The organism is Bradyrhizobium sp. (assembly GCF_030654605.1).
GTDB lineage: Bacteria > Pseudomonadota > Alphaproteobacteria > Rhizobiales > Xanthobacteraceae > Bradyrhizobium.
On the sequence record NZ_JAURXB010000202.1, the window covers coordinates 13763 to 37722 of the forward strand.

Below are 23960 nucleotides of genomic sequence, written 5' to 3' on the forward strand. Positions count from 1 at the left end.
GTCATGCCCGGGCTTGTCCCGGGCATCCACGAATCTCCGTCACTTCATGCAAGACGTGGATGCATAGGCACTCGGTATACCGAGTGCCGTTCTTTTTTAAAGCATCAAGTCGGATATATCCGACTTGACAGGACAAGCCCGGCCATGACGCTAAAATAGCCGAATTCCGGTTCCTTGGCCTAGATTCCGGCTGTCTTCACCACCAGATCGGCCAGCCGTTCGGCGGCGTCCAGCCGGCCCATGGTGCGGGCGCTGGCGGCCATCGCGGTCAGCCGCTCCGGCTCGGCGGCGAACGTGGAAATTTCCGCGGCCAGCCGGTCGGGGGTGAAATCCGCCTGCGCAATCCGGATCGCGCCGCCCGCCTGCGCCAGCACGCCGGCATTGGCGAACTGGTCCTGATCGATCGCGCCCGGCAGCGGCACCAGGATCGAGGGCCGGCCGATGGCGGCGAGTTCGGCCACGGTGCCGGCACCGGAGCGCGAGACCACCAGATGGTTCGACGCCAGCCGCGCCGGCAGATCGGTGAAGAACGGCGCCAGTTCGGCTGATATCTTGAGCCGGTCATAGACCGCGCGCACCCGCGCCATGTCTTCGTCGCGCACCTGCTGGGTGAGGATCAGCCGGCTCCACAGCGCCGGCTCCAGCCGCTCGATCGCTGATGGCACGATATCGGACATCACCCGCGCGCCCTGGCTGCCGCCGACCACCAGCAGGCGGAGCGGGCTGGTCGCATCAGGCGAGGCGAATTTCACCGCGGCCGCGGCGAGGATCGCCGGGCGCATCGGCGTACCGACGGTGGTGGTCTTGCCGGCCAGCGCGGGATCGCGATCGAGCACGCCGGGCAGCGAGGTCGCGATCGCGCTGACACGGCTCGACAGGAACCGGTTGGCGCGGCCGAGCACCGCATTGGCTTCATGAATGAGGCTGGGCACGCCGAACATTTTCGCCGCCAGCAGTGGCGGCAATGTCGGGTAGCCGCCAAAGCCGACGACGGCCCTGGGGCGAAGCCGCCGCATCAGATTGAGCGACACCGCGGTGCCGGCGGCGAGCAGCATGCCGGTGCGGGCCAGCGACCATGGCGAGCGGCCGCGCACGGTCTCGCTCGGCACCACGTCGATGGTGTCCCGGGTGAACAGGCCGCTGTAGCGCAGCGCGCGGGCATCGGTCGCCAGCCGCACGCGAAACCCGCGCCGGATCAGTTCGACGCCAAGCGCCTCGGCGGGAAACAGATGGCCGCCGGTGCCGCCGGCGGCCAGCAGAATGAGGGGGGAGGAATTGTCCATAAACGCAGTCTCTGCAAACAAACCGTCAAACAAACACCGCTGTCATCGCCCGGCTTGACCGGGCGACCCAGTATTCCAGAGCCGCCGGAGATAGCGCCGAGAAGCCGCGGCGTACTGGATCGCCCGGTCAAGCCGGGCGACGACAGTCTTGTTGTACCGGGCGGCCTAGCAAACCCCACCTTCGTTTCTCGCAATGACGAAAGAGCGCGTCCTTGCGGGAAGGTCAAGCGTAAGTCGGCGCGGCGTTGGCGTCGCCGATCGATTCCATCTCGGTGCGCGGCCGCAGCCGCGTCAGCGCCAGCAGCATGCCGACGCTGTAGGCCAGCGAGATGATCGAGGAGCCGCCATAGGAAATGAACGGCAGGGTCATGCCCTTGGCCGGTATCAGCTGCAGATTGACCGACATGTTGATCGCGGCCTGCACCCCGAACAGGATGGCGAGGCCGGATGCCGCGAAGCGCGAGAACAAATCCTCGGTGGCATAGGCGCGCAACAGCGCGCGGATCACGACAAAGGCGAACAGCGCCAGCAGCGCCAGGCACAGGATGATGCCGAACTCCTCCGCCGCGACCGCGAACACGAAGTCGGTATGGCTGTCCGGCAGGCTGCGCTTGGCGATGCCCTCGCCCGGGCCGAGCCCGAACCAGCCGCCATTGGAAAAGGCTTCCATCGCGGTATCGACCTGGAAGGTGTCGCCGGTGCCCGGATTCATGAAGCGCTTGATGCGGAAGGCAACGTGCGGCACCAGCAGATAGGCCCCGAACAGCCCGGCGCCGGCGGCGGCCGCGAGCCCCGCCACCCAGATCATCCGCATGCCCGCGATGAAGAACAGCGCGCCCCACACCATCAGCACCAGCATGGTCTGGCCGAAATCGGGCTGCAGCACCAACAGCGCGACCAGCGTCAGCAGCAGCCCCAGTGCGAACGAGGTGGCCGGCATGTCCGGCTTCCGCGCCGATTCCGCGAACAACCATGCCGCCAGCACCACGAAGGCGGGCTTGGCGGATTCGGAAGCCTGGATGTTGATGCCGATCAGCGTGATCCATCGCCGCGATCCCTTGACCTCGGGTCCGACCAGCAGCGTCGCCACGATCAGCACGACGGACAGCGCGAACACGATCAGCGCGGCGCGCCGGATCTGCCGCGGCGACAGGAAGGAGACCCCGATCAACACGACGATGGACGGCAGCAACAACAGCACATGACGGTTGAAGAAGTGAAACGGATCGAGCCCGATCCGGGTCGCGACAGGCGGACTGGCCGCCAGCGACAGGATGACCCCGCCCAGCATCAGCGCAACGATCGCCGCCAGCAACAGGCGGTCGACCGTCCACCACCATTCGGAAAACGGGGTGCGTTGTTCACGGGAGATCATGGGGCGTTCCCAAAGGACAGGGGTTTGCCCATTGGTGGCCGAGGATGGTTATCAAGGGGTTAATGGGATGGAAATGTTTCAAATTCCGCGACACCTGGTGCCCCGGATGCTGACACGCACCGCCCCGCATTGCGCCTGAATCTTTAAGGTCACATGCATGCGGCGCGCAATTTCGATGTCGCGCGCCGCAAGCCTCGCTCAATCCGAGAGCCCCTTCTTCAGCACTGCCGCCTTGCGGCCCTGCACGGCTTCCTCGCTGTCGGCCTTTTTCATTTCCTTCAAATCAATCGTCACCTTGCCGATCTTGCCGGTGAACTTGAACGGCACCTTGTAGGCCTCGGTGACCGGCGTGCCTTCATCTGCGCCGACGTCTGCGCCTTCGTCCGCTGAGAACATCCCATACTGGGTGCGCTCAATACGGCCCGTAGCGACGGTCTTTCCGTCGACGAGAATGGTACCAATGCCGCCCTTGCCGATGCCGCCACCATCATAGGCGAACTCGAAACGGATCGTCGCCTTGCCAGCAGGCAGGGCCTGCTTTGCAGCTACCGAGTATCGTTGCAGACCGAGGAAGTTGTACGTGTAGATCGGCTTGCCGTCCTTCAGGTACAGGCTCCAGCCGCCGAACCGTCCCGCTTGCGCAAGAATTACGCCGTTGGCGCGACCCTTGGGAATTTCCACGTCGGCAGTGATCGCGTGCGACCGGTTCTTGATGTTGATGAAGACGTTCTCCGACATTCCTACCATTCCCTCGTGGACCGTGAGGGAGGTGCGGCCGGCCATCAGATCAGGCCGTCCAACGAGAGCCGCGTTGGTGCGTTCCAAGGTGCGATCATCGAGCGGCAGAACCGAGTATTTTTCTGCCTCCTTCATGAAGAGGTCCTTCAATTCCGCCAGCTTCTCGGGATTCTTCGACGCAAGGTCGTTCACCAGGCTGAAGTCCGACTTGGTATCGTAGAGCTCCCAGATGTCCTGTTCGAGCGGCCGACGCGGCTTGGTTTCCCATGCCGCCCGGTGGATGGTGCCGGCGAGCCAGCCGTCGCTGTAGACGGCGCGGTTGCCGAAGATTTCGAAGTATTGCGTCTTGTGAGTGCTGTCCGCCTTGGGATCGGCAAAGGAGTAGACCATGCTCGTCCCCTCGATCGGCGTCTGGACCGTGCCGTTCACGCTCTTGGGCTCGGGCAATCCCGCGGCCTCCAGGATGGTCGGCGCAATATCGATGACGTGATGCCACTGTGTGCGCACCTCGTTCTTCGCCTTGATCGCCTTCGGCCAGTACACCACCATCCCGTTACGGGTGCCACCATAGCTGGACGCCACTTGCTTGGTCCATGTAAAAGGCGTGTTGCCCGCGACGGCCCAGCCGGCGGCATAATGGCTGTAAGTGTTCGGCCCACCCAGTTCATCGTAATGCTTGAGAACGTCCTGGACCGTTTCTTCCACCCCGTTGAAGTACGTCATTTCGTTGAACATGCCGCTCATGCCGCCTTCGGCGCTGGCGCCATTGTCGCCTACGATGTAGAAAATCAGGGTGTTGTCGAGCTGACCCGTCGACCCGATGCCATTGACCAGTCGGCCAATCTCCGTGTCGGTATACTCGGCGAAGCCAGCGAACACCTCCATCTGCCGCGTGAAGAGCTTCTTCTCATCCGCGTTCAGCTTGGCCCAATCCTTGATGGCTTCCGGCTTGGATGCGAGTTTTGTACCGGCAGGCACGACGCCCAGCTTGATCTGTCGCGCCAGCGTCTCTTCGCGCAGCACGTCCCAACCCTTGTCGAATTTGCCCTTGTATTTTGCAATCCACTCCTTCGGCACGTGGTGCGGCGCATGGGTGGCGCCGGGCGCAAAGTACATGAAGAACGGCTTGTCGGGCGTCAGCGACTTCTGGGACTTCATCCAGGCTATGGCCTTGTCGGTCATGTCGGTCATGAAGTGGTAGTTGGGATCCTTTGACGGTTCGACCTGGGTCATCCCGTCGTAGATCAGCGGTGCCCATTGGTTGGTTTCGCCACCCATGAACCCGTAGAATTTGTCGAAGCCCTGGCGGGTCGGCCAGCGGTCTGTCGGGCCAGAGGGACTGACTTCCCAGGCCGCGGTCTCATGGTTCTTACCGAAGGCGGCCGTGCTGTAGCCGTTCAGCCGCAGCATCTCCGCGACCGAGGCCACACTGTTGGGGCGCTTGCCTGTCTGGCCGGGGAAAGACGTTCCGGTCTCCGCGATGGAGCCGAAATTGTTGACGTGATGATTGCGGCCTGAAAGCAACGCCGCGCGGGTCGGCGAACACAGCGCGGTGGTGTGAAACTGATTGTATCGCAGCCCGCTGTTGGCGAGTTGATCGACCGTCGGCATGTGAATTGGGCCCCCGAACGCGCTCGACTGACCGAAGCCCATGTCATCGATCAGGACGATCAACACGTTGGGTGCCTTGGCAGGAGCCTTGACCTCGAACCGAGGAGGCGGCGAACCCGCGTTCCGGACATTGAGCAAGGAGCTATGTGGATATACGGGTTCGGGAAGGGGCAACACGGATCGGTCGGTCGGAAGGACCACTCCAGGGGGAGCAACATCCTGCGCGAACGCCGGTGCAAGGAGCAAAGGCGCGCAAAAGAGCGGAACCACGATCGCGCGCGCAGCATGCGTAATCGTGCCCCAAACAATTTCTTTGGCTCGCCGGTACGACTCAAAATGGATAGATGAGATATCAGACATGGTGTTTTCCCGTTCGATATACCGGTTACTTTGACAACAATCTCAGTCGGCTGGCCGCTTTGGCCGGGCCGCGTTTTTTCTCACCCTGGCGATTCCAACCTATAGATAAGCCAGATACGAACTCACCCAGACGATCACCGACATGATGATACCGATCGGCCCTGCGTTCTCGGCGATCGCCCATGCGCTTCCCGGCATTCCGAGCCGCAGCCGCGCCTTGTCGTAGTCCTTCGGGATCGAGATCACGGCCGGATATCCCTGCGCGCCACCGATCGAGCCGACTCTTGCGAGCTGTCCGGACACTGCGATCTGGCCCTGACCCACACCACGCGGAATTTCGACGATACTGGCATTGAATATCCGGCCAGGATTGTCGTCGAACACCAGCTTGATGGAAGCGCCGGGCTTGACCGTCTCGAATGCATTCGGCTTGAAGGTGCCGATGATAGTGATGTCGTCAGTCAGGATGAATGACATGGTGGAGCGCGCCTGAAAGGCACGCGCACCCACCGCAAGCGCAAGACCGCTGACATAGCCGTCGCCCATCGCTCGAACTGTGGTCTGGTCCAATTCCCATCGGGCGTTTTCAAGCTGAGCTTGCAGCTGCGCAACGTTTGTGTTCTCGCCGCCGATCTCGGATTCCATTGCGAGCCGGGCGTTCTGGGCGGCAGCCTGTGCTGCCAGTAATTGGTATTGCACCGTATCATACTGCACCTGCGTGTCCTGCAGGCGGAACTCGGCCTGCGCGCCCGTGGAGGCGAGTTTGCGTATGTCGGCCAATCTCTGGGTCTGATACTCAAGTTGCTTGGTCAACGCCGTAGCGTTTGCGCTTGCCTGATCGTAGCTTGCCTTGAGTTGTTTGACTTGTTGCTGGGCTTGGGCAAGCGACGCTTCGAGCTGGCTCACTTTGTGCTTGTAAGGCGTTGGATCGATTTGAAAGAGAACAGCCCCCGCCCTGACCGGGACGTTTACCTCCGCGGGCACGCTTATGACCTGACCGGACACATTAGGTGTGACTTCGACCACCCGCGAAACTACGACAAAGCGACCACCGGGTGTCAGCGAATTGAACAAGCCCAGGAAGATTGCCATGATGAACGCGCCGATCACGACGGTGACGGCGCCGGACGTCCAACCCCATTTGACGAGCTTGAGCTTCGAAAACAGAAGCCACACCAAAAGTATGTAGAGAACTAGAACAATTACCACTGGTTCGCTCTCTCTATGGCCGATGATCGCGGGAAGGGTAATGTCACCGTCTGCCGACGCGATTGACGGGACCACCGCGATTCATCGGCGTGCCGGCCCTTACGCCAACGCCGGGAGCGCCAACGCCGGGGGTCACGACGGCACGCGCCACTGGCCGCGGCCGCAACACAACGCCAGGCCTTACGATGCAGCCAGCGGGATAAGCCACATACTGGCAATATACTACCGCGCTGCTTTCCTGGGTACTTGCTGCCAACAAGCCAGCAACCAACAAAGCCGACGACACCATCGAGATTTTCATTGCAGTCTCCTCCCTGAGCCTTGTCTTTCTTTGCATCTTTGGCGAGCGCCATACCGATATGAGTCAAGCAACGCTGGCCTCAACTCCCAGTTTTCGATTCGGCTCGTCATCACTTTATTTGGATGCCCTGCTCGGCCCGATACGCCTTGAAGACCACATCAATGGCTTCAATCACTTTCTTACCGCGGTTGGCCTTGCAGTGAACGATGAGCTCGTGCTCCAGGGCCTTCGCTCGGTCAGGTCTCATCACATGCTTCTTGGCAAGCCCGTTGTACCAGCCGCTATACCAAGCGGTCAGATAGTCGGCATCCTCCTGAAAGGTATTTGCCAGTTGCGCGCATGTCAGTTGCTGCACGTCGATGTAACCGTTGGGGCCTGCATACGCTTTGAGCTCGACCTGAGCGCTCGCGGCTCCGGACGAGGCGATAAGTACGCAGCATATGGATAAGCTTTTTCCAATCATTCGATTTCCTTTCGAGCCGATGTCGGCTTCGATTTCTGATCACCGGCAAATGGGAGCGATCCGTCCATAAGCGTTCACCACTTGCGGGCTAGAGTGACCACGTGAAGCAGAAGGCCGGCCTGGATCAAGATCAAGGCTGTCACCGATAGGCATCGACCTCGACGTTTTTTGAGATGATTATCGTCATTTCGATTGCAAAGCTTGACCCATTCGGTCAATTTGTTGACATTGCTTGCCACAGGCGAAAAAAGTCGACGATTGCTCAAGCTCGCTACGCGCGAAGCCTGGAAATGGAAAAGACCACCACCATCAGAGTCGCTCCAGCGCTAGCCGTGGTCGCCGTGCTGCGCGATTTCGACCTCGATCCCGCGGCGATTCTGACCGAAGCCGGCTGGTCTCCAAATCTGCTCAACGACCCCGAAAACATCGTTCCGTACGCTGCGATGGGCCGCTTAATCGCAATAGCGGCAACGCGGACCAACTGCGACCATTTCGGCCTGCTCTTTGGCCTAAAAGCGGGCTCCTCCGTCATCGGCGCGCTCGGATTCGCCTCTCGTCACGCTCAAGACGTGCGCTCGGCCCTGCGGTTGCTGACCGGGCAATTCGCTCACCATGATCGCGGAGGCGTTGCAACCTTCGTCGACGAGGGCACGGTAGCGGCGCTTGGATACCGTATTCTGGATGCAAAGACGCCCGGCAGTGTTCACATAACAGCCGGCTCACTGGCCATTGCCTTCCACTTACTGAAAACCCTGTGCGGACCCTACTGGCGGCCGCTGGAAACGAGTTTCGCATTTCGTCGGCCTGCGGATGCAAAGCCATACCACAACTTGTTCGGCACTAGGGTCTGCTTCGACGCGGAGCAATCGTCAGTTTCTTTCTCATCGCACTGGCTCGACTGTAAGGTTATCGGCGCCGATCCTGAGTTGCAGCGAGTGCTGCTGCGCGGTATCGGGCGTAATAACATTGAAAACCCGACGAACCGCGACCTGAGGAGCGAAATTCGTGGCGTCCTTACGGGCATGATGGGGCGTGAAGACGTGCGGCTAGCGGCCGTCGCAAAGATCTTCAATCTTTCTAGCCGCACGCTGCACCGCCGCCTCGCGACGCTCGGCACCAGCTTTCAGGAAATTGTTGACGAAGTCCGATGCGAGATGGCTTGCCAACTCCTGAAGAATACTACCCTGCCGATATCACAATTGTCTGTTATGCTCGGCTTCAGCGAAGTCAGCGCCTTTAGCCGTTCGTTTAAGCGCCGGTTAGCGTGCGGGCCCGGCGCTTGGCGGGCTTCCAATGGCGCTATGGAGGCCGAACGAGACAGGCCAATTCATTCTTTCAGCATGAAATAGGGTTCTGTCCGGATAAGCAGCGTCGAGACGCTTTGGTTGAGGGCAGGCGATGACGGTTGTGACTGGATCGGCAGTGCTGTTCCCTGCCCTCACACCACCGGCTTGACGCCCTCCAGCGCCGTGACGAGGTCGCGGAACCTGGCACCGCGGATTTCGAAATTGCGGTACTGGTCGAACGACGCGCAGGCCGGCGACAGCAGCACCACGGGGTCGGCGAGCCCCGAGGCTTCCGCATCGCGCGCGGCGCTGGCGACGGCGACTTCGAGGGTTTCCGAAATCTCGTGCGGCACGCGGTCGCCGAGCGTGCCGGAAAATTCCGGCGCCGCCTCGCCGATCAGATAGGCTTTTCGGATGCGCGGGAAATATTCGGCAAGACCCGTGATGCCGCCGAGTTTGGGCTTGCCGCCGGCGATCCAGAAGATGTCGGCGAACGACGACAGCGCATGCGCCGCGGCGTCCGCATTGGTGCCCTTGGAATCGTTGACGAACAGCACGTTGCCGCGGCGGCCGACCTGCTCCATGCGGTGGGCGAGGCCGGGAAAGCTGCGCAAGCCGTTTTGCAGGACTTCCTGGGAGATACCGAGCGCCAGCGCGCAGGCGGCGGCGCAGGCGGCATTTTGGGCGTTGTGCAGGCCGCGCAGCGAACCGATGCCGCCGATCCGCGCGATCTCGCTGCGGGCGCCGCCGGCGGCGCGCAGGATGATTTCGCGCTCGACATAGACGCCGTCCGGCAGCGGGTTCTTCACGGAGATGCGAACCACGCGCTGGCCGGCCTGTTCGATCCGGTCGGCGGTGTTGCGGCTCCAGCCGTCATCGACGCCGACGATCGCGGTGCCCTGCGACTGCACGCCGGCGACCAGGCGCTCCTTGACGGCGGCATAATGTTCCAGCGTGCCATGGCGATCGATGTGGTCCTCGCTGACATTAAGCAGGATGCCGACCGAGGGATCGAGGCTCGGCGCAAGATCGATCTGGTACGACGACATCTCGATGACGTGGACGCGCCCCATGCGCGGCGGTTCCAGCGACAGGATCGCGGTGCCGATGTTGCCGCCCATCTGGGTGTCGTAGCCGGCGACGCGCATCAGATGCGCGATCAGGGCCGTGGTGGTCGATTTGCCGTTGGTGCCGGTGATGGCGACGAACGGCGCATCAGGCGCATGCCGCCGCCGCTCGCGGCAGAACAATTCGATGTCGCCGATCACCTCGACGCCGGCCCCGCGCGCCATCAGCACCGACCAGTGCGGCGCCGGGTGGGTGAGCGGCGCCCCCGGTGTCAGCACCAGCGCCGCGAAATTAGCCCACGACACTTTTCGCAAGTCGGCGGTGATGAAGCCGGCCTGCACCGCCTTGACGATGTTGTCGGGACTGTCATCGCCGGCGATCACCTCCGCCCCACCCGCCTTCAAGGCGTGGCAGCTCGCCAGCCCGGAGCCGCCGAGGCCGAACACCGCAACCGTCTTGCCCGCGAAGGAGGTGACGGGGATCATGTAGAAGCCACTGACATCTTCTCCCCTCCCCCCGCGCAGCGGTGGGGTCGAGACGAGCGAAGCTCGCTCTTAGGGGTCGGGGGCGGGGGGTCTATCGGCGTGTGCCCCTGCCAGCGAGTACTCGGAGACACCCCCCACCCCCGACCCCTCCCCGCCACGCGCAAGGGCGCGTGGAGGGAGGGGAGAAGGGCGACATCACATCGGGAGAATACAGCCACGCCCGATCACCGCAGCTTCAGCGTGGAGAGGCCCGCCAGCGCCAGCATCACCGAGATGATCCAGAACCGGATCACGACCTGCGGCTCGGTCCAGCCCTTCTGCTCGAAATGATGATGCAGCGGCGCCATCCGGAACACCCGTTTGCCGGTCAGCTTGAACGATACCACCTGGACGATCACCGACACCGCTTCCAGCACGAACAATCCGCCGATCACAGCCAGCACGATCTCGTGCTTGACCGCGACCGCGGTCGCACCCAGCATGCCGCCGAGCGCGAGCGAGCCGGTATCGCCCATGAAGATCGACGCCGGCGGCGCGTTGAACCACAGGAATCCCAGCCCGGCGCCGAGCACCGCGCCGCATAGCACCGCGAGTTCGCCGGTGCCGGCGACGTAATTGATCTGCAGATAGTCCGAGAACACCGCGTTGCCCGTGAGATACGCGATCATGCCGAAACTCGCCGCCGCGATCATCACCGGCACGATGGCAAGGCCATCGAGACCGTCGGTCAGGTTCACGGCGTTGCCGGCGCCGACCATGACGAACGCGCCGAACAGCACGAAGAACATGCCGAGATTCAGCACCACGTCCTTGAAGAAGGGGATCACCAGCGAGGTCGAGAACGGGACCTTTCCGAGCCGGGTCAGCGCGTAGCAGGCGGCGAGCGCGATCAACGCCTCGATCAGCAGTCTTATTTTACCCGCGAAGCCGCTATGGGTCTGTTGCGTCACCTTCAAATAGTCGTCGTAGAAGCCGACGAAGCCGAAGCCGAGCGTCACCGCCAAAACGATCCAGACATAGGGGTTGAGCGGATTGGCCCACAGCACGGTCGAGACCACCACCCCGGACAGAATCATCAGGCCGCCCATGGTCGGGGTGCCCTTCTTGCTGATGAGGTGCGATGCCGGGCCGTCGGTGCGGATCGGCTGGCCCTTGCCCTGGCGAAGCCGCAAATGGTCGATGATCCAGGGACCGAACAGGAAAACGAACAGCGCGCCGGTCACCATCGCCCCGCCGGTGCGAAAGGTGATGTAGCGAAACACGTTCAGAGCCGTGCGGAACACGCCCAGACCGGGAACCGTGTTGGAAAGGTCAATCAGCCAATAAAACATTCAATCCGCCCTATACCGCGGCTTCATCATGCGCGGCCTTGCCGGGAAAGCGCTTTTCGAGCGCCGTTACAATCGGTTTCATTTTCGTACCCAGCGATCCCTTGATCATGATCGCGTCACCGGCGCGAATCGCCGATACCACCTGCGCTTCGAGACTAGCCGAATTCTCGGCATAGCCGCCCCGTTTACCGGTGGAAAGCGCGTCCCACAAGTTGCGCATCAGCGGACCGCAGCAATACACCAGATCGACGTTGTTGGCCTTGATGGCCTCATTGAGGCCGAGATGCAGCGCCGGGGCCGTCGGCCCCAGTTCGAGCATATCGCCGAGCACCGCGATGCGCCGGCCCTGCGGGCCGACCGCGGCACTGCCGAGCACGTTCAGCGCCGCCGCCATCGACGCCGGATTGGCGTTGTAGCTTTCATCGATCAGCGTCGCCTCGCCATTGCCGACCTCGAGCGCCCGGCGGGCGCCGCGGCCCGCCGCCGGCTCGATCTGCGACAGCGACAGCGCCGCCAGCGCGAGGTCCGCGCCCGCCAGCGAGGCCGCGGCCAGCACCGCCAGCGAGTTCATCGCCATATGGCGGCCGGGCATGCCGAGTCTGTAGGTGACGTCCTGGCCGAGGACGTTGGCGTGCACGGCCGAGCGGTCCGGATGCAGCGCGACATCGATCAGCCGCGCGTCGGATTTCGGGTCGGCGCCGAACGAGACGATCCTGTCGATGCCGAGCTTTTTGGCGCTGCGTTGCAGCCTTGCGAACTGCGAATTGTCGCGATTCAGCACCACCGCGCCGCCGGGCTCCAGGCCCACGAAAATTTCCGCCTTGGCATCGGCAATCGCCTCGATGCCGGCGAAGAACTCCAGATGCACCGGCTCCACCGTGGTGATGACGGCGGTGTGCGGGCGTATCATCCTGATCAGGGTTTCGATTTCGCCGGCATGGTTCATGCCGACCTCGAAGATCGCGAATTTTACCTGTGACGGACAGCGCGCCAGCGACAGCGGTACGCCCCAATGGTTGTTGAACGACGACGCCGAGGCATGGGTCGGTCCTTGCGCCTCCAGCACGCGCCGCAAGGCTTCCTTGGTCGAGGTCTTGCCGACCGAGCCGGTGATGGCGATCACCTGCGCATCGAGGCGCGCGCGCGAGGCAATTCCCAGTTGGACGAGGCCGGCAAGCACATCATCCACCACCAGCAGCGGCGCGTCGGGTGCGAATTTGTCGCGCTTGCTACGTTCGACCACCGCCAGCGCCGCGCCGGCCTTCAGCGCGGCGGCGACGAAATCATGGCCGTCATGGACGTCGCCCTTGATCGAGAAATAAGCATCGCCCGGCGCGATGGTGCGGCTGTCGATCGAAAGGCCCGTGATCGCTTCGGGCAACGCGCCCTGGATTTGCGCGCGCATCGCCTGCGCCATGGCGCCGGAAGTCCATAACGGCGCAGCGCTCATGCCACCCTCGATGAAAGTGCTGACGCCACCGCGTCGTGATCACTGAACGGCAGGGTGCTGCCAGCGACGATCTGCCCGGTCTCGTGGCCCTTGCCGGCGATCAGCAGCGCGTCGCCCGGCTGCAGCGCCGCGATAGCGGATCGAATCGCCTCGGCGCGGTCGCCGATTTCCACGGCACCTTTCGCCGCGGCCAAAATCGCCGCGCGAATGAATTGCGGATTCTCGCTGCGCGGATTGTCGTCGGTGACGATGACGCTGTCGGCATTCTCGGCGGCGATCGCGCCCATCAGGGGCCGCTTGCCGGCATCGCGGTCGCCGCCGGCTCCGAACACCACCACCAGTTTGCGTTTGGCGTAAGGACGCAGCGCCTGCAGCGCCTTTGCCAATGCATCGGGCTTGTGGGCGTAATCGACGAAAATGGGCGCGCCGTTGCGCTCGGCGACCCGCTCCAGCCGGCCCTTGGCGCCTTCCAGCAGTTCGAGGCTTGCGAACACCGCTTTCGGCTCGCTGCCGGTGCTGATCGCGAGCCCCGCGGACACCAGCGCATTCTCGATCTGGAATTCGCCGACCAGCGGCAGCCGCACCTGATAATTCTGCCCGCGATGTTCGAGGGTCAGCTGCTGCGCGAAGCCGTCGATATCGGCATTGACCAGCCGAATGCCCTCGCCGGCGCCATCGCCTTTTCTGCCGACCGCGACGATCCGCAGACGTCTTGCCCGCGCCGCATCGATCACCTGCTGCGAGCAGTCGTGATCGGCTGATATCACCGCGGCGCCATCGGCCACGACCAGATCGCGGAACAGCCGCAGTTTTGCGTTCAGGTAATGCGCAACATCCGGATGGTAATCCATGTGGTCGCGCGAAAGATTGGTAAAGCCGCCGGCGGCGATGCGCACGCCGTCGAGGCGGTATTGGTCGAGCCCGTGCGACGAGGCCTCGAACGCGAGATGGGTGACGCCCTCGCCGGCGATGTCGTCGAGCTGCCGGTGCAGCGCGATCGGATCCGGCGTGGTCAGCGAGCCATAGATGGTGCGCTTCGGCGACACCAGCCCGATGGTGCCGATGCTGGCCGATTCGTGACCGAGCCGCTGCCAGATCTGGCGTGTGAAGGCGGCGACCGAGGTCTTGCCGCTGGTGCCGGTGACCGCCGCGATGGTCTGCGGCTGGCGCGGATAAAATTTCGCAGCCGCCAGCGCCAGCGCGCGGCGCGGGTTCGGCGTGGTGACGAAGGGCACGCGGATGCCATCAGCCGGCGGATGATCGCCGGCGATCGCCACCGCACCGGCTGTTATCGCCGCTTCGATGAAGCGCGCGCCGTCGGTCCTGGCTCCGGCCAGCGCGAAGAACAGGTCGCCCGGCTTGACCGCGCGGCTGTCCATCGCCAGGCCCGACACCTCGGTCGCAGCCGCGACCACGACCGTTCCGGCCTGCGGGGCAAGCGTGGCGTCGTCGCTCAAGAGGTCGCGAAGTCTCATTATCTTCCAGTCCGGCCGGCGCGCGCGCCGCTTATCGATCTGAAGTCATTAAGGGAATTCGCGGCAACCGCGGCAAGAACTTCGAATCGGGCGGCAATGGAATGAGCCTTACTGGCTTCCCCTGGATGCCGCAAGAATAAGGCGGTCGGACGGCGGCAGATCGAACCGCGGCTCGATCCCCAGAAGCGGGCCGATGCGGGCGATCACCTTGCCGCCGGTCGGCACCGCGTTCCAGCCCGAGGTGATGAAGCCGTGGGTTTCCGGCAGCGGCTTCGGCTCGTCCAGCATGATCAGGATCTGGTACTGCGGATTGTCGGCCGGCATGATCGCGGTGAACGAGTTCAGCACCTGCTTCTTGGAATAGCGGCCGTTGACGACCTTTTCCGAGGTGCCGGTCTTGCCGCCGACATAATAGCCCTTCACGTCGGCCTTCTTGGCGGTTCCGATCTCGGCGTTGAGCCGCATCAAATAGCGCATCTTGTCCGATGTCTCTGTTCGCAACACCTTCTTCGCTATCGCCCTCGCTTCCTCTTCCGAGCGCTTGAGGAAGGTCGGCGGGATCAGATAACCGCCGTTGATGACGGCGTTGATGCCCATCACCGCCTGCAGCGGCGCCACCGAAAGCCCGTGACCGAAGGCGATGGTGATGGTGTTGAGTTCGCCCCAGCGCTTCGGCGCGATCGGCGACGTGCTCTCGGGCAGTTCGGTGCGCAGGCGGTCGAGCTGACCCATCTTGCGCAGGAACGCCTTGTGGGCCTCGACGCCCTGCGACAGCGCCACGCGCGCAGCGCCGACGTTGGACGAGAAGGTGAAGACTTCCGACAGCGTGATCGAGCGGCCCAGCGGATGGGTGTCGTGAATGGCGAATTTGCCATAGTGCAGCGCGCCGCGGGCATCGAACAGGGTGTTGAGATTGGCCTTGCCGGAATCCAGCGCCATCGCCAGCGTCAGCGCCTTGAAGGTCGAGCCCATTTCGTAGACGCCGGTGGTCAGGCGGTTGATACGATCGGGATCGTGCGCCTCCTTCGGATTGTTCGGATCGAAGTCCGGCAGCGACACCATGGCGACGATCTCGCCGGTCTTGACGTTGGAGACGAGGCCCGAGGCCGCCTTGGCCTTGTATTTGTCCTTGGCCTTGAGCAGTTCGTCGCGCAGCGCGTGCTCGACGCGCAGATCGATCGACAACTCGACCGGCCGTTGCAGCCGATCGGTGGCGAAGCCGGCGCGGTGCAGATCGGCCAGACCGTTATTGTCGAGCCATTTCTCCATCCCGGCGATGCCCTGGTTGTCGATATTGACCAGGCCGATCAGATGCGCGACTTCGGCGCCGGTGGGATAGACCCGCTTGTTCTCGCGCAGGAAGCCGATGCCGGGAATGCCGAGGCGGTGAATGTCATGCTGCTGCTTCGGGGTAATTTCACGCTTCAGCCAGACGAAGCCCTTCTTCGACGCCAGCCGTTGGCGCACTTCGCCGGTGTCGAGATCCGGCAGCGTGGCGGTGAGAAGCTCTATCGCCTCGTCCTTGTCGATGATCCGTCGCGGCTCGCCGAACAGGCTGGGTGACTTGACGTCGGTGGCGAGCACCACGCCGTTGCGGTCGACGATGTCGGGGCGGGCGGTGGCGATGCGATCCTGCGACGCGGTGCGGCGCGCGGCATGGCTGTCGGCGCCGATCGCGAACATCACGAGCCGGCCACCGATCACGGCATAGATCGCCGCGAAGGCCAGGATGGCAAACCCGACGCGGGCGCGCGCCTTCGCCGACCGGTCGACGTTGCGCCCGTACAGCAGGCTGCGGATCAGCCGCTGCCGCCATGGTTCGGTGGGTCTTGCGGTCTTCGTCGCCTGCTCGGTCATCGCTGATCCCTCGGCACCGAGCCTGTGACGGTAGTGGCATCGACCGCGGCATCGATGGTCTCGAGCATCGCGCCGATCGGATCGGGATCGCCCGGCTTGAAGAAGCGCGGCGGCCGCTCGGGCAGGTTCTTCATCGAATCATATTGCGTGGCGACCAGCGGCTTCAGCGGCAGATGGCGGTCGGCGAGGCCCTGCAGCCGCTCCGGCGCATCGAGCCTGGCCCATTCCGCGCGCAGGCCGGCGATGGCCTCGCGCTGCTCGCGAATTTCCGCGTGAAGCCGCAGCACGCGCTCGGTGCGCGACGTGGATTCCATCTTGATGCGGTAGACATAGGCGGCTGCGAACACCAGGGCGGCGATCACGAAGAGATGGATGATGCGCATGGTCAGCCTCCCCTCATCACGTCGTCGAGAACGGGCCATGCTGGCAACGCTGCGGCGGCATGCGCCGCCGCTTCGGTGCGTTCGGCCGCGCGCAGCTTGGCCGACCGCGCGCGCGGGTTGGCGGAGACCTCGTCGCCCCCGGCCGTGACCGGGCGTTTTGTCAGAATGACAAAGCTCGGCGGCGCCTGGTTCATTTCCGGCAGATGCCGCGAGCCGCCGCCGGCTTTGCCGCGTTCGACCAGGAAATTCTTGACGATGCGGTCTTCCAGCGAATGAAAGGACACCACCACCAGCCGGCCGCCCGGCTTCAGCACGCGCTCGGCGGCCGCCAGCGCCAGATGCAGCTCGTCGAGTTCCGCGTTGACGAAAATCCGCAAGGCCTGGAACGTGCGGGTCGCCGGATGGATTTCACCCGGCTTCGGCCACACCACCTTGGAGACAATGTCGGCCAGCGCCCTCGTGGTTTCGATCGGCGCTTCCTTGCGGGCGGCGACAATGGCCTTGGCGACGGGACGGGAATAGCGCTCCTCGCCGAAGATATAGATGATGTTGGCCAAATCAGTCTCGGAAGCGACCGCGATGACGTCGGCCGCGGTCGGGCCGTCATGGCCCATCCGCATGTCGAGCGGGCCGCCCAGTCGAAACGAAAAGCCGCGCTCGGCCTGGTCGAGCTGCATCGAGGAGACGCCGACGTCCATCACCACGCCATCGACCGAGGACAGGCCCTGGGCGGCGCAAATCTCGGCGAGATGGGAGAAGCGGTCCTCGACCAGCGTGAGCCGGCCGGCCGACTGGTCCACCAGGTCGAATCCGGCCGAAATGGCCGTGCGGTCGCGGTCGATGCCGATCACGCGGGTTCCCGCGACCTCGAGGATCGCCCGGCTGTAGCCGCCGGCCCCGAAAGTGGCATCGACATAGATTCCGCCGTCGCGGGGGCGAAGCATCTCGATCGCCTCGCGGCCGAGCACGGGGATATGACCGAGGATATGATTTGGGCCAGCCGGATTCATGCCCCGGCTCCGGGCGCGGTCCGGGGTGACTTGCCAAAACTGGACGCGAACGGCCCCATTGCGCCTCAAATCTCTGCACTTCGCCGGGCTCTTCCGGCCGAAAAGCACCGTTCGAACCAAAAGCGAGGCACGATTGCCGATCCCGCGTGACCCCGATCGCAAACCCCGTGTTCCCGATGGAATTTGCTGGGCTGCCATGGGATTTCAAGCGCCGGGATTTCGAGCGTCAATGCGGCCTCGGCCGTCCCCAAACCGGTTCGGCTCTTCACCACTTAGTAACGTCAGTTAGCGTTAAGAAAGCGTTGATGGATTTGGGCGGATTTCGTGCCCAAACGGACCGCGCGGTGATTCCCGCGCCATGCGCCTGCAATCAAGCCGATCGGCCGCGTCAAGTGATGCTTCCCGCACACACCCGGCCAAAATGCGAAGGCCGCGGCCGGCCCACGGATTGCGCCGGCGGCATCGTAAAGGAATAGTAAATGAGGTCCGCCCTGAAGGCGCACCATTGCCGTTCTCCTGCCCGGATTGACCTGTCCTATGCCGCCCGGTTCGTTCGCATCCAACGGTATTGATTCGAGGCGTCGCGCCGTCCCGCTCCCGAGGACCAACGCGGACATGAAGACGTTTACCCCGGATTCCTCGATCGCTTCCGACGTCATTCCGTCGATGAATTACGGCGACCGCAACAAGGGCCGGCTGCCCGACATGATCGTGCTGCACTACACCGGCATGCCCGATGTCGAAGGCGCGATTGCGCAGCTGTGCACGGCGGGCACCGACGTATCGGCGCACTACATCGTGCTGGAAGACGGCCGCATCGTGCAGTGCGTGCAGGAGGCCAAGCGCGCCTGGCATGCCGGCGTGGCGGTCTGGGCCGGCGAGGAAGACATCAACTCCTGTTCGATCGGCGTCGAGATCGTCAATCGCGGCCATGACTGGGGCTATCCGGATTTTCCGCTGCGCCAGATCGCCGCCGTGATCGCGCTGTGCCGGGGCATCATGCTGCGCCGCCAGGTGCCGTCGCACCGCGTGCTCGCCCATTCGGATGTCGCCCCGGCCCGCAAGAAGGACCCCGGCGAGAAATTTCCCTGGCATTCCCTCGCCAATTCCGGCGTCGGCCACTGGGTGCAGCCGGCTCCGATCGTGCGCGGCGAGACCATGAAACTCGGCAGCATCGGCGACGACGTGCTCGGCCTGCAGCAGGCGCTGGCCAAATACGGTTATGGAATCCCGACCACGGGAAAATACGACGGCCCCACCATGGAAGCGGTCACCGCCTTCCAGCGCCATTTCCGCCCCGCCCGCGTCGATGGCGTCGCCGATCATTCGACGCTGGTCACCCTGCAGGCTCTGCTGGAAACTCTTCCGGCTGAAGCTGTGGCCGTCGCGGCAAAGTAGCATCAGGCCAATTCTGCCGGACGATTGACCTTGCTCAAGCCCGCCGGGCGCGTTTTCGGCGACAAGCCGCGCTAGCGGCATAAGCACGGAAATCAACGATGGCATTTGAGCGCGTCCTGCGCTGGGCACTGGTGGCGATCGCCATCGCGGGACTGTCGGCGGGAATTCTCGCCTGGCTGGCCGGCCGGCCGGATCTCGCCCATCTCTGCTGGACGCTGGCGACCGCACCCGTCGTGGCGGGACTGGCGTTCTCGATCGTCAGGGATTTCCTCGCGGGCCGCTTCGGCGTCGATGCGATCGCGCTGGTGTCGATGAGTGCGGCGCTGGCGCTCGGCCAGCCGCTGGCCGGCGCCGTGGTGGCGCTGATGTATTCCGGCGGCAACGTGCTGGAGGACATCGCGGTGGCCCGCGCCGAGCACGATCTGCGCGCGCTGGTCGATCGCGCGCCGCGCGAGGCGCGCCGCCGGGTCGATGGCCGCATCGAGCAGGTGCCGGTTGACGCCGTGGCGGTCGGAGACCGCTTGCTGGTGCAGGCCGGCGAGGTCGTGCCGGTCGATGGCGTCGTCATCTCGGACGCGGCCGTGATCGACGAATCCGCCTTGACAGGCGAACCGATCCCGGTAGCCCGCGCGCGCGGCGGCGCCATCCTGTCCGGCGCCCTCAATGCCGGCGCGACCTTCGAAATGACGGTAACTGCGGTCGCCGGCGAAAGCACCTATGCCGGCATCGTGAAGATGGTCACCGCGGCGCAGACCGCCAAGGCGCCGTTCGTGCGGCTGGCCGATCGCTATGCGCTGGTGTTCCTGCCGGTCTCGCTGGCACTGGCTTTCGCGGCGTGGTGGATCTCGGGCGATCTGATGCGCAGCCTCGCGGTGCTGGTGGCGGCGACGCCGTGCCCGCTGATTCTGGCTGCTCCCGTCGCCTTCATCGCCGGCGTTGCCCGCGCGGCGCGGCGCGGCATTCTGGTCAAGGGCGGCGGCGCGCTGGAGGCGCTGGCGCGCGCTCATACCGTGCTGTTCGACAAGACCGGCACGCTGACGGTCGGCGGCGCGCGCCTGCTGTCGATCGAAGTGGCGCCGGGCGAGACCGCCGAACAGGTATTGCTGTTCGGCGCCTCGCTCGAACAGGCGTCGCATCACGTGATCGCGGGCGCCATCGTTCAGGCCGGCACCGAGCGCGGCCTGAGCCTGAAGCTGCCCGAGCGGGTCACGGAAACCATGGGTTCGGGCCTGCGCGGCGTGATCGAGGGACGGCGGATAGAAGCCGGTTCGCGGGAATTCGTCATGGCCGGCGGGCCAACTCCCGAATGGGCGACCCGGGCGATCCGGCGCGCCTCGTGGCGGTCGGCGCTGATCGTGTTCGTCGCGGTCGAGGGACGGCCGATCGGCGCCCTGCTGCTCGCCGACGAACTTCGGTCCGATACGCCGCGGGCGATCCGGCTGCTGCGCGAAGCCGGCATCGCGCGTATCGTCATGGTCACCGGCGACCGCGCCGGCGCGGCGCAGGCGATCGGCGCCGCCCTCGATCTCGATTCCGTGCTGGCCGAGCGCGTTCCCTCCGACAAGGTCGACGCGGTGCGCTCCGAGCAGCGGCTGCATCCGACCATCATGGTCGGCGATGGCATCAACGACGCCCCGGCGCTGGCGGCGGCCGACGTCGGGATCGCACTCGGCGCGCGCGGCGCCAGCGCCTCGTCGGAAGCCGCCGACGTGGTGATCCTCGCCGACCGGCTCGACCGGGTCGGCGAAGCGATCGCGATCGCGCAGCGCGCGCGGCGGATCGCCGTCCAGAGCATCGTCGCGGGCATGACGCTTTCGATCCTCGCCATGCTGGCGGCGACCTTCGGCTGGCTGCAGCCGGTGCCGGCGGCGCTCGTTCAGGAGGCGATCGACGTCGCCGTGATCCTCAATGCGCTGCGCGCGCTGTCCCCGGGTTACCGCCGCTCCGGCCCAAGCATGACCGCGGCAGCCGGACGCGAGCTGCATCGCAACCACCTCGCCCTGATCGGCCAACTCGACCGGCTGCGATCGATCGTCGATGCGCTCGACGATGCCACCCCGGAGGGTGCCGCGGCCCTGATCGTCGAGGCGAACGCGGTGGTTCAGGACCAGGTGGTCGCCCACGAGCGCGACGACGAAGGCCATGTCTATCCGCAGCTCGCCAGGGTCCTGCGGGAGGGCCACGGCCTTTCCGCCATGAGCCGGGCGCACCGCGAGATCCTGCATCTCGCCCGCCTGCTCGCCCGCGTCGCCGAGGATCTGCCGACGGAAAAGGTCGACCGCTATCTGATCCGCGACGCGCAACGGCTGATCGAGGCGGTCGAGACGCTGGTGCGGCTGCATACGGCGCAGGAGGAGGACATCTACGAGGCGGTGGCGGCGCGGTAGGTGCATTGCGCCGTCAGCGCCTGATCTCCGTGATCAGCACCTTGACCTGCCCGCCCTCCTTGAAGATGCGGTAATCGTATTCGACGGTTCCGCCGCCCGACAACGCCAGGTTCGCCGTGCAGATCGTTTCCGAATCCGACGCCGAAACTTTCTTGATGGAGTTGTATTTCGAGGCCTTGAACTTGTTCTGCTTGTTGAGGTCCGACAGCGTATCGCGCGTGGTCTGCGCGTCGCAGGCCGGGATGCTGCCGATACTGCCGAGCTTGCCGATCAATCCGGCGCCGGTCGCCAGCAGCGTGATGGCGATGCAGGCGTACAGGAAATAGCGCAGCCATGTCGGCCCGGTCCGCGCCGCACTGGCCATCGCCACGCTGCCGACCACCCCGGACACCGTGGAACCATAATTCGGTGACGCCAGATCTTTTTCGTTTTCCATGATCAAAAACCCCATAAATAACGGGTGGACCTTAGAGCAACCCGGGTCGCTGGCAAACGGGCTCTTCCGGATCATCGATTTCGGCCCCCGCAACGGGCCTTATCGACTTGACGCGGTAGCCTTAAGCCCCCATCACAGGCGCGTCAGTCGGCCGGACGGCCGCTCCCGCTACGGTCGAAAGGCTGCGGGAGAGGAAAGTCCGGGCTCCATCGACATACGGTGCCGGATAACGTCCGGCGGGGGCGACCCCAGGGACAGTGCCACAGAGAACGAACCGCTCGCCTTCGCCTTTCCGGGCTTCGGCGCAGTAAGGGTGAAAAGGTGCGGTAAGAGCGCACCGCGGGTCCGGCAACGGAAACGGCATGGCAAACCACACCGGGAGCAAAACCGAATAGGGACGGCAACGCGGGATGTTCGTCGCAAGGCGATAACTCCGCAGGGCGATGTCAGGCTCGCCGTCCGGGTAGGTTGCTCGAGGCCATGTGCAAACAGGGTCCCAGAGGAATGGCCGTCACGTATTTTTCGCGCAAGCGGAAAATGCCCTACAAAACCCGGCTTACAGGCCGGCTGATATCTTTCGACAATGAGGGGTTCGGCGTAACGCGCCGGACCCCTCGCCATTTTGCGATGATGCCAGAAGCAGCACCGACACATACCAACTCCCTCATGGTGAGGAGCGTACCGGGCAGCGCGATGGCGCTGGCCGGTACGCGTCTCGAACCATCTGGCACGCCCGGCTTTGCTCACAAGCTGATGAGTAACGCGGACCTCATCCCGAGAGCCGGGTTGTTCGCGCGGCGTCTCGAAGGATGGAACGGGAATGTGCCAGATGGTTCGAGACGCGCGTGGGGCAGCGCAAGAGCGCTGCCCCACGCGCTCCTCACCATGAGGGAGTGGAGTATGTCGCCAAGAAGCGGGGACACTGATCAACCCTTTACAGACGGGCGTCTCTTCCGCTTCGCCAACTGTTGCAACGACGCAAAATCGCCGCGAATGAGTGCTTCCTTCTTGGCGCGGCTCCATCCCTTCAGCCTTCGCTCGTTCTCAATCGCATCGGTGATCTGATCGAACCACTGCGCGAAGATCAGCTCGACCGGTCGACGAGAGGCTGTGTAGCCCTGAAAAGTGCCGTCGTTGTGTTGCGCTATTCTGAATTCGAGCGAGGTTCGGCTGGTTCCGACGTAGTAGCTCCCGTCGGAACACCTGAGTATGTAGAGCCAGGCTCCTTCGGCCATTCTGATACACGCCCCATCTTCGGCATGACGTCAATCATCCCGCTTGAACCGATAATCGAACGCGCTCCCATCCGCCTTGATCAGCCCCACCGTCGGCGCTGGGAAATGCACCGGCAGGATCAGCGTGTCGGTGTCGGCCACCTCGGCGAAGAATTTGCGGCGCGACACCGCCGACTGTTTTGCGTCCCAGTCCGGCTTCGCCGACCAGTCGGGCTCGCGGCACTGGATCGCGTGGTGCATCAGGTCGCCGGCGACCACCGCGCGCTGGCCGCGGGAAAAAATGTTGACGCAGCAATGACAGGGCGAGTGGCCCGGGGTCGGCGTCAGCGTGATGGTGTCGTCGAGCGCGTAGTCGTCGTCGACCAGCAGCGCCTGGCCGGCCTCGACGATCGGCAGGCAGTTGTTTGGGAATACGGTGCCGGGCGGATTGGCGCCGCGGGCGTGCTCCGCCTCCCAGGCCGCGTATTCCTTTTTGTGGAACACGTATTTCGCGTTCGGGAAGGTCGGCACCCAGCGGCCGTCACGCAGCACCGTGTTCCAGCCGGTATGGTCAATGTGCAGATGGGTGCAGAACACGTAGTCCACGCTCTCATAGCTGACCCCGAGCGCGAACAGTTCGTTGCGCCAGCGTTCCTTGCCGGGGAAATCGAACGGCGGCGGATGGCCCTTGTCCTAGCCGGTGCAGGTGTCGACCAGGATGGTATGGCGCGGGGTGCGGACCACAAATGTCTGGTAGGTGATGACCATCAGTCCAAGTGCGGCGTCGTAGACCTCCGGCTCCATGCTCGCGAGATGATGTTTGAAGACGGCATCGTCATA

Annotated in this window: 18 protein-coding genes, 1 other RNA gene and 1 pseudogene; 4 read left to right on the forward strand and 16 right to left on the reverse strand. The window is 64.2% G+C overall.

What is annotated here, in order from left to right; translation table 11 throughout:
- Positions 1-179: 179 nt before the first annotated feature.
- From murG to Q7U29_RS18655, 6 genes are all read right to left on the reverse strand, one after another.
- Positions 180-1283, reverse strand: coding sequence for an undecaprenyldiphospho-muramoylpentapeptide beta-N-acetylglucosaminyltransferase (gene murG / locus Q7U29_RS18630; protein WP_304743836.1), 1104 nt, complete (start codon positions 1281-1283; stop codon positions 180-182).
- 223 nt (positions 1284-1506) lie between these two features.
- Positions 1507-2658, reverse strand: coding sequence for a putative peptidoglycan glycosyltransferase FtsW (locus Q7U29_RS18635; protein ID WP_304743837.1), 1152 nt, complete (start codon positions 2656-2658; stop codon positions 1507-1509).
- A gap of 198 nt (positions 2659-2856) precedes the next feature.
- Positions 2857-5367 (reverse strand): arylsulfatase, encoded by a 2511-nt coding sequence (locus Q7U29_RS18640; protein WP_304743838.1) that lies wholly within the window; start codon positions 5365-5367, stop codon positions 2857-2859.
- A gap of 99 nt (positions 5368-5466) precedes the next feature.
- Positions 5467-6651, reverse strand: a complete 1185-nt coding sequence (locus tag Q7U29_RS18645; RefSeq protein ID WP_304743839.1) for an HlyD family secretion protein — start codon at positions 6649-6651, stop codon at positions 5467-5469.
- Positions 6620-6865: a hypothetical protein gene (locus tag Q7U29_RS18650; protein ID WP_370691781.1), complete on the reverse strand. Its 246-nt coding sequence runs from the start codon at positions 6863-6865 to the stop codon at positions 6620-6622. The genes Q7U29_RS18645 and Q7U29_RS18650 overlap by 32 nt, the downstream gene beginning before the upstream one ends.
- Positions 6866-6986: 121 nt before the next feature.
- Positions 6987-7340: an HdeA/HdeB family chaperone gene (locus tag Q7U29_RS18655; RefSeq protein ID WP_304743841.1), complete on the reverse strand. Its 354-nt coding sequence runs from the start codon at positions 7338-7340 to the stop codon at positions 6987-6989.
- 173 nt (positions 7341-7513) lie between these two features.
- On the opposite strand from Q7U29_RS18655, the gene Q7U29_RS18660 reads away from it, so the two are divergent.
- Entirely contained in the window at positions 7514-8689 is a 1176-nt protein-coding gene (locus Q7U29_RS18660) for an AraC family transcriptional regulator (protein WP_304743842.1), read from the forward strand.
- A gap of 89 nt (positions 8690-8778) precedes the next feature.
- Here the strand turns inward: Q7U29_RS18660 and murD are convergent, their stop codons facing one another.
- From murD to rsmH, 7 genes are all read right to left on the reverse strand, one after another.
- A complete protein-coding gene (gene murD, locus Q7U29_RS18665; RefSeq protein WP_304743843.1) occupies positions 8779-10179 on the reverse strand; it encodes a UDP-N-acetylmuramoyl-L-alanine--D-glutamate ligase in 1401 nt (466 codons plus the stop codon).
- A 224-nt stretch (positions 10180-10403) separates the two neighbouring features.
- Positions 10404-11510 (reverse strand): phospho-N-acetylmuramoyl-pentapeptide-transferase, encoded by a 1107-nt coding sequence (gene mraY / locus Q7U29_RS18670; protein WP_304743844.1) that lies wholly within the window; start codon positions 11508-11510, stop codon positions 10404-10406.
- A gap of 10 nt (positions 11511-11520) precedes the next feature.
- Positions 11521-12960, reverse strand: a complete 1440-nt coding sequence (locus Q7U29_RS18675) for a UDP-N-acetylmuramoylalanyl-D-glutamyl-2,6-diaminopimelate--D-alanyl-D-alanine ligase (RefSeq protein ID WP_304743845.1) — start codon at positions 12958-12960, stop codon at positions 11521-11523.
- Entirely contained in the window at positions 12957-14435 is a 1479-nt protein-coding gene (locus tag Q7U29_RS18680) for a UDP-N-acetylmuramoyl-L-alanyl-D-glutamate--2,6-diaminopimelate ligase (RefSeq protein ID WP_304743846.1), read from the reverse strand. Before Q7U29_RS18680 ends, Q7U29_RS18675 begins: the two co-directional genes overlap by 4 nt.
- Before the next feature lie 108 nt (positions 14436-14543).
- The gene (locus Q7U29_RS18685; RefSeq protein WP_304743847.1) at positions 14544-16292 is read right to left on the reverse strand and encodes a penicillin-binding protein 2; all 1749 of its coding nucleotides are present in this window, start codon (positions 16290-16292) and stop codon (positions 14544-14546) included.
- Entirely contained in the window at positions 16289-16675 is a 387-nt protein-coding gene (locus Q7U29_RS18690) for a hypothetical protein (RefSeq protein WP_304743848.1), read from the reverse strand. The genes Q7U29_RS18685 and Q7U29_RS18690 overlap by 4 nt, the downstream gene beginning before the upstream one ends.
- Positions 16676-16677: 2 nt before the next feature.
- The gene (gene rsmH / locus Q7U29_RS18695) at positions 16678-17685 is read right to left on the reverse strand and encodes a 16S rRNA (cytosine(1402)-N(4))-methyltransferase RsmH (RefSeq protein WP_304743849.1); all 1008 of its coding nucleotides are present in this window, start codon (positions 17683-17685) and stop codon (positions 16678-16680) included.
- 615 nt (positions 17686-18300) lie between these two features.
- Between rsmH and Q7U29_RS18700 the strand changes: the two genes are divergently transcribed.
- On the forward strand, positions 18301-19083 hold the full coding sequence (locus tag Q7U29_RS18700; protein WP_304743850.1) for an N-acetylmuramoyl-L-alanine amidase: 783 nt from the start codon (positions 18301-18303) through the stop codon (positions 19081-19083).
- Between the two features lie 98 nt (positions 19084-19181).
- Positions 19182-21470, forward strand: a complete 2289-nt coding sequence (locus Q7U29_RS18705) for a heavy metal translocating P-type ATPase (protein WP_304743851.1) — start codon at positions 19182-19184, stop codon at positions 21468-21470.
- A gap of 13 nt (positions 21471-21483) precedes the next feature.
- Here Q7U29_RS18705 and Q7U29_RS18710 read toward each other — a convergent pair whose 3' ends face one another.
- The gene (locus tag Q7U29_RS18710) at positions 21484-21906 is read right to left on the reverse strand and encodes a hypothetical protein (protein ID WP_304743852.1); all 423 of its coding nucleotides are present in this window, start codon (positions 21904-21906) and stop codon (positions 21484-21486) included.
- 143 nt (positions 21907-22049) lie between these two features.
- Between Q7U29_RS18710 and rnpB the strand changes: the two genes are divergently transcribed.
- Positions 22050-22481: RNase P RNA component class A (rnpB, locus tag Q7U29_RS18715), an RNA gene on the forward strand.
- A gap of 351 nt (positions 22482-22832) precedes the next feature.
- Here the strand turns inward: rnpB and Q7U29_RS18720 are convergent.
- Positions 22833-23141, reverse strand: coding sequence for a GIY-YIG nuclease family protein (locus tag Q7U29_RS18720; RefSeq protein WP_304743853.1), 309 nt, complete (start codon positions 23139-23141; stop codon positions 22833-22835).
- A 30-nt stretch (positions 23142-23171) separates the two neighbouring features.
- Positions 23172-23960 (reverse strand): annotated as a pseudogene (locus tag Q7U29_RS18725) (MBL fold metallo-hydrolase); the annotation flags it as partial.

Coding starts and splice junctions, on each gene's coding strand:
- Q7U29_RS18710 (WP_304743852.1), bottom strand. CDS start 21,906: ATGGAAAACGAAAAAGATCTGGCGTCACCGAATTATGGTTCCACGGTG.
- Q7U29_RS18675 (WP_304743845.1), bottom strand. CDS start 12,960: ATGAGCGCTGCGCCGTTATGGACTTCCGGCGCCATGGCGCAGGCGATG.
- Q7U29_RS18705 (WP_304743851.1), top strand. CDS start 19,182: ATGGCATTTGAGCGCGTCCTGCGCTGGGCACTGGTGGCGATCGCCATC.
- Q7U29_RS18690 (WP_304743848.1), bottom strand. CDS start 16,675: ATGCGCATCATCCATCTCTTCGTGATCGCCGCCCTGGTGTTCGCAGCC.
- Q7U29_RS18700 (WP_304743850.1), top strand. CDS start 18,301: ATGAAGACGTTTACCCCGGATTCCTCGATCGCTTCCGACGTCATTCCG.
- Q7U29_RS18720 (WP_304743853.1), bottom strand. CDS start 23,141: ATGGCCGAAGGAGCCTGGCTCTACATACTCAGGTGTTCCGACGGGAGC.
- mraY (WP_304743844.1), bottom strand. CDS start 11,510: ATGTTTTATTGGCTGATTGACCTTTCCAACACGGTTCCCGGTCTGGGC.
- Q7U29_RS18635 (WP_304743837.1), bottom strand. CDS start 2,658: ATGATCTCCCGTGAACAACGCACCCCGTTTTCCGAATGGTGGTGGACG.
- murD (WP_304743843.1), bottom strand. CDS start 10,179: ATGATCCCCGTCACCTCCTTCGCGGGCAAGACGGTTGCGGTGTTCGGC.
- Q7U29_RS18685 (WP_304743847.1), bottom strand. CDS start 16,292: ATGACCGAGCAGGCGACGAAGACCGCAAGACCCACCGAACCATGGCGG.
- murG (WP_304743836.1), bottom strand. CDS start 1,283: ATGGACAATTCCTCCCCCCTCATTCTGCTGGCCGCCGGCGGCACCGGC.
- Q7U29_RS18660 (WP_304743842.1), top strand. CDS start 7,514: ATGATTATCGTCATTTCGATTGCAAAGCTTGACCCATTCGGTCAATTT.
- Q7U29_RS18640 (WP_304743838.1), bottom strand. CDS start 5,367: ATGTCTGATATCTCATCTATCCATTTTGAGTCGTACCGGCGAGCCAAA.
- Q7U29_RS18680 (WP_304743846.1), bottom strand. CDS start 14,435: ATGAGACTTCGCGACCTCTTGAGCGACGACGCCACGCTTGCCCCGCAG.
- rsmH (WP_304743849.1), bottom strand. CDS start 17,685: ATGAATCCGGCTGGCCCAAATCATATCCTCGGTCATATCCCCGTGCTC.
- Q7U29_RS18655 (WP_304743841.1), bottom strand. CDS start 7,340: ATGATTGGAAAAAGCTTATCCATATGCTGCGTACTTATCGCCTCGTCC.
- Q7U29_RS18650 (WP_370691781.1), bottom strand. CDS start 6,865: ATGGTGTCGTCGGCTTTGTTGGTTGCTGGCTTGTTGGCAGCAAGTACC.